The 5,665-nt window shown below is 42.4% G+C and carries 5 protein-coding genes and 1 pseudogene; all 6 read left to right on the forward strand.

Annotation, left to right across the window (positions count from 1 at the left end):
* Positions 1-693 (forward strand): reverse transcriptase domain-containing protein (locus ABFQ95_07280; protein MEN8237323.1); only part of this gene is annotated, 693 nt, incomplete at its 5' end.
* A gap of 132 nt (positions 694-825) precedes the next feature.
* Positions 826-2,061, forward strand: coding sequence for a site-specific integrase (locus ABFQ95_07285; GenBank protein MEN8237324.1), 1,236 nt, complete (start codon positions 826-828; stop codon positions 2,059-2,061).
* Positions 2,058-3,044, forward strand: a complete 987-nt coding sequence (locus ABFQ95_07290) for a tyrosine-type recombinase/integrase (protein MEN8237325.1) — start codon at positions 2,058-2,060, stop codon at positions 3,042-3,044. The genes ABFQ95_07285 and ABFQ95_07290 overlap by 4 nt, the downstream gene beginning before the upstream one ends.
* The gene (locus tag ABFQ95_07295; protein MEN8237326.1) at positions 3,031-4,041 is read left to right on the forward strand and encodes a site-specific integrase; all 1,011 of its coding nucleotides are present in this window, start codon (positions 3,031-3,033) and stop codon (positions 4,039-4,041) included. Before ABFQ95_07290 ends, ABFQ95_07295 begins: the two co-directional genes overlap by 14 nt.
* A 156-nt stretch (positions 4,042-4,197) precedes the next feature.
* Positions 4,198-4,809, forward strand: a pseudogene (locus tag ABFQ95_07300) (reverse transcriptase domain-containing protein).
* A gap of 549 nt (positions 4,810-5,358) precedes the next feature.
* The coding region (locus ABFQ95_07305; GenBank protein ID MEN8237327.1) for a signal recognition particle receptor subunit alpha at positions 5,359-5,665 on the forward strand (307 nt) is incomplete at its 3' end.

The following is a 5,665-nucleotide window of genomic DNA, read 5'->3' on the forward strand; positions in this document are numbered from 1 at the left end:
GAATTTCAACATACAACGACAACAAAATTGACGAGGATAGCGCAGTTATCTCAACGTGATTTCAACAAGCAGTTTAACTGCTTGATGCACCACTATAATGTGGACTCACTGAGAGATTGTTTTCAAGAGCTGGATGGAAAGAAGGCACTTGGGAATGATGGCATAAGTAAAGATGCCTATGAGATAAACCTCGAAGAAAATCTAACTGCGGTGGTCCAGCGCATGAAAACCATGTCATATCGGCCAAAGCCTGTGCGACTGGTTTTAATTCCCAAGGAAGGAAAGTCTGGTGCGACGCGACCACTGGGGATTAGCAACTTCGAGGACAAGCTGATACAGAAGATGACCCAGAAAATACTGGAAAGCATCTACGAGCCACTTTTTCTGGACTGTTCCTTTGGTTTCAGAGCCAATAAAAGTTGCCATGATGCCATTCAGGCATTGGGGCACCATCTTCTTCACAATGAAGTTCAAACGGTCATAGATATGGATCTTGCCAACTTCTTTGGCACGATTGATCACAAAATGCTTGCAGAACTGTTGCGCAGGAAAATCAAAGACCAGCGCTTTATTCGATACATCAACCGTATGTTTAAGGTGGGGATACTATCGGACCAAGAGTTAACGGTCAATGATGAGGGTGTTCCACAAGGTGGGTTATGTAAAGCTTTACATAACCCGCCTTATGCATAGTAACTCGTTATGCAAAGTAATCCTAGAGAAAGGCCAAGATTAGTAGACATCAGGGGTGATTCACTTTACATAAAACTCTGAAAATCCAAGTGAGAATAAAAATTGTCTCACTACTTTTTAGAGGAATACCTGATGACTAGCCTACCTTTTGAAGAGTTAACCAAACGATTAGAAAAAGAACTATACCGCCTGCATTATACCGAAGCATCGGTCATGCAATATCACAGGATGTGGAGGCGCATTGCCACGTTTTTCGAACAAGAGGGTATAGATCATTTTACTGAAGAAGCTGGAATGCGCTTTCTTGATGAACAATTTAACTATTTTGAGTTAGAGAAAGCTGGAAAACTGACGCAATCGTTGATTAACGTTTTCCGAGTGGTCAGAATGCTGGGTGATTTTCAACTGCACGGTAGCATTTTGCGCAGGTATTACAAACAAAAAGATCTGCTGCAAACCAACGAGCTTAAAAAATTGTGGCAAAGCTACCAGAACCATTGCCAACAAAAAGAATACTCCAGAGTGACGCAAAATCACTATCGTAAAATTTCCGAAAAATTTCTGAGTTTTCTGGAATCGCAAGGCATTAGGCAATCTACAGATATTGTCGCCAAACATATATCCGACTATATCAGCACGTTGTTAGGCTACAGCTATAAAACGGTAGAATTGCAACTTTGTGGGTTACGATCTTTTTTGCGCTATTTAAACGAAAATAGCTTGCATCCAGAGGAACTAGCCAAAGCAATACCGGCTATTAAGGCCAGGAAACAAAACCGAATTCCTTCAGTGTGGACACAGGAAAACGTTGTCAAGCTTCTCGATGCAATTGACAGAGGCAATCCCGCTGGTAAAAGAGACTATGCAATTATCCTCTTAGTCACGCGATTAGGTCTTCGTACCATCGACATCAAACACCTGAAGTTAAACAATCTGAAATGGCAAAATAACAGCATCGAGCTAATACAGTCCAAAACGGCTGTCACTCTCAATCTTCCCTTGCTACCAGATATTGGCTGGGCCATTATTGACTATCTGAAAAATGGGCGTCCGAAAGTCGAGTCGCCTTACGTATTTTTACGACACCTTGCACCGTTAGAGCCTTTTTCAGACGAAGACAGGTTACATCAAATTGTCGTTAAATACATGAAGCTTGCTAAAATCCCGATATCACCTCAAAAGAAGAAAGGGATGCATTCTTTGCGTCACACATTGGCCAGCAGATTGCTTGCTGAGAATACGCCTTTACCAGTCATTTCGGATATTTTGGGGCATATTAGTTCAGACTCTACCGCTGTTTACCTCAAAGTAGATGTAAGCAAGTTGCGCGAATGTGCTTTGAACCCTGAAAGCGTGTTAGCATCATGAGCGAATTCAGCTATAACAGTCCATTGCAAGCATTCATCAAGGGAATGATTCGTGAGAAACGGTCACTTGGATATACATACGCCGGCAGTGCACGGATGCTCTTCCAATTTGATCAGTTTTGTCTTAAATATGGCTGCGTCGAAGCCGTCATCACTAAAGAGCTTATCCACAGTTGGATCCAGAAGAACCCCAATGAATCACAGGCAACCTTGCGAAATAGAGCCTGTGTGGTTAGGCAACTAGCCCTATATATGACACGACTTGGCATCCAAGCGTATGTGCTGCCTAAAAATACCATTCCAAAGGGGCCTAGATATACGCCTTACATTTTTAGTAGCATGGAAATCGCAGCGTTATTTAAACAAACGGATGCTTGCCATTATTGTGCTGAAGTCCCGTTAAGGCATCGAATCATGCCATTGTTGTTTCGTCTATTGTATGGCTGTGGGTTGCGAATCTCAGAGGCACTTAATCTTAGGTTCCAAGATGTTGATTTGCGTACAGGTGTACTCACCGTCATTGATGGAAAATTCAACAAGGACAGATTGGTTCCCATGTCTTCGGAAAATATCAATCGCTGTTGTGGCTACGTGAAACAAGTGCATTTGTTTTCGGACAAAAATGATTACTTCTTTCCTGCTCCTAATGGGTACTCAGTAACTAAAGGCAATGTGTACAAGAATTTCAGGCGATTTCTTTGGCAAGCCCGAATATCACATGGCGGATGGGGAAAAGGGCCACGGCTGCACGACATACGTCATACATTCGCTGTCCACTGTCTGAGGCAATGGGTGCTTCAAGGAAAGGATTTAGCGGCCTACTTGCCGATTCTAAAAACATACCTGGGTCATGGTTCGTTTAGCGATACCGCCCATTATCTAAGGCTTACTGCTGAATTGTATCCAGATATAACGTTAAAAGTGGAACATGCTTTTGGCGATGTTATCCCCTTAATTGCAGGAGATGATCATGAAACCGACTGATTTTGCAAAAGCACTGTCTCATTATCTAGCCGTTTATCTCCCTGGGCAACGCAACGTTAGCTCAAACACGATCAAATCATATCGGGATACATTCAAGCTGTTTCTGCTCTTCTGTAAACAAGACTGCAATCTATCCATTGAACGACTAACTTTGAGCCGCATCGACAAATCACTTGTTCTTGGTTTTCTAGAGTGGCTTGAGAAAGCCAGACTCAATAGTGTTTCAACAAGAAACCAGCGATTAGCTTGTATTCATGGGTTTTACCGATATATGCAACTCGAAGATCCGGTCGGGTTGTTGTCGTACCAAAAAATCTTATCGATACCGATAAAGAAAACACAACCGCCAACAATAAATCATCTTGCGCCCAATGCATTAAAGCTTATTCTCGCTCAGCCTGATCCGTCGAAAGCCAATGGTCGTCGGGACGTAACGCTGCTTTGCGTATTATACGATACCGGTGCTCGCGTACAGGAGTTAGCGGATCTGAGAGTTGGGGATGTTCGATTGGATCCTCCACCTATCTTGACTCTTACTGGCAAGGGTCGTAAAAAGAGGCAGGTTCCGGTGATGTCAAATACGGCAGCTCTACTCAAACAATACATGGATGAAGCATTCTCGATTCAAGATGGCATACAGGAGCATCCACTATTTTTTAATCGTCAGCACAGAAAAATGACACGAGCGGGTATTTCCTTTATCTTGGATAAGTATGTGTCTCAAGCCAGAGCTAAGTCACCGATAATTCCAAGTAGAGTAACCCCGCATGTTATCAGGCACACAAAAGCAATGCTCCTACTTCAAGCCGGTGTTAACCTGGTCTATATCCGCGACCTTTTAGGACACGTTGATATTGCAACAACAGAAATCTATGCGCGTGCCGATACCGAAATGAAACGAAAAGCACTAGAAAAGGCATATCCAGAGATAGTTACCGAAAATTTACCGCATTGGCAAAAAGATGAGCCTCTACTCTCTTGGTTGACCAGTCTGTAGCGCTTGACTTCGCCGTATTATGCAAAGTAAATTCGGGTCTTGCTCGCTAAAAATGCGTCTCAAATCCATTTACTTTGCATAACGAGTTACTATGCATAAGGCAGTATCTGTAGCCCTGTACTTGCAAACATTTAAGCACATTATGTACTCGATACGTGGTTCCAAAGCGTTGTCAAGAAACACTGTCGAGGACGGGTTGAATTGTTTCGTTATGCGGATGATGCGGTTATATGTTGTCGGTATCAGAAGGACGCGGAACGCATCAAAGTGGCATTGATAAAACGCCTGGCTAAATTCAAACTCAAACTGAATGAAGACAAGACTAAATTGGTCTCGTTTTCAAAGATAAAGAGGCGAAAAGGACATAAGCAAGGTGCATTCGACTTTCTTGGATTTACCATTTACCTTGGTCGTTCCCGTAAGGGCAATGTAATTCCCAAGGTAAAGACAAGCGGCAAACGTTTGCGTTCAAAACTGAAAAAGGTAAATCAATGGGCTCGCCAGATTAGGAATAGAATTCGGCTTTCCGAAATCTGGAAGATATTCTGTGCCAAACTTTCTGGGCACATTCGCTATTATGGTGTGACTTTTAATGCAAGGCACATGGGAAAATTCCTCTATCAGGCAACGAGAATTCTGTTTAAATGGCTCAATAGGCGCAGTCAGCGAAAGTCTTTCAATTGGAATCAGTTTGGCCGTTTCTTACGGTTGTTTCCATTACCTAGAGTGAAAATTTATCACTCACTTTACGGATCAATAACGGCATGAATGATTTTATCTTGAGCCTAGTGCCTAAATAGGGCATGCTGGGTTCTAACGAGGGGGAGTCAGGGCGACCGGCTCCTCTACTCTCTCAAATGGAGAGGGCTTTTCCGTAGTTGCACTTGCTTTATTTGTTTTAAGAAAATGTATAGCAAATTCTGAAAAAAATTTAAGGGACAATTGGAGGAACCTCAGATCCTGAACTATCCCCAGAAGGTGACGAAATTGGTGGCAATCTGAATTAATGGGCAATCTTACTCAGGCTCCTAAAAGAGCAGTTACACCCTGGTTTTTAGGTTTTTCTTCAATATTTGTGCCGGACAGGGTTAAAATAGTAATGATAAATAGTTAATGATCTGATTTTGCAGAAGATGGCATGTAATTCATAAAAACCTTTATTATAGGCCTATGAACAATCAGATTATTCAAGAAAAAGATGTTTGCCGGCTGGTTATAATAAACTGTATTGATGTCATTCAACCTTATTTTGCGGGTCAAATGAAATCCGGCCAGCTGACTGGTATTAGCAATATTTTATGATTATAAAGTAAAAAAATGTTTGATAATTTAAGTGATCGTTTAGGTAAAACCTTAAAAAATATTAAGGGCCAGGGCAGGCTGACTGAAACCAATATACAAGAAACCATGCGTGAAGTACGCATGGCGTTGCTGGAGGCGGATGTCGCTTTGCCTGTAGTGACTGATTTTATTGAGCGGGTTAAACAACAGGCTTTAGGGAAGGATGTTCAGACTAGTCTTTCACCCGGCCAGCAACTGATCAAAGTTGTACAGGCCGAACTGGTTACAGTGATGGGGGAGGCCAATGAAGGGTTGAACCTTAAAGCTAATCCTCCGGCCATCA

The sequence above is a fragment of the Pseudomonadota bacterium genome (genome assembly GCA_039714795.1).
Taxonomy (GTDB): domain Bacteria; phylum Pseudomonadota; class Alphaproteobacteria; order JAGOMX01; family JAGOMX01; genus JBDLIP01.

Coding starts and splice junctions, on each gene's coding strand:
- ABFQ95_07285 (MEN8237324.1), top strand. CDS start 826: ATGACTAGCCTACCTTTTGAAGAGTTAACCAAACGATTAGAAAAAGAA.
- ABFQ95_07290 (MEN8237325.1), top strand. CDS start 2,058: ATGAGCGAATTCAGCTATAACAGTCCATTGCAAGCATTCATCAAGGGA.
- ABFQ95_07295 (MEN8237326.1), top strand. CDS start 3,031: ATGAAACCGACTGATTTTGCAAAAGCACTGTCTCATTATCTAGCCGTT.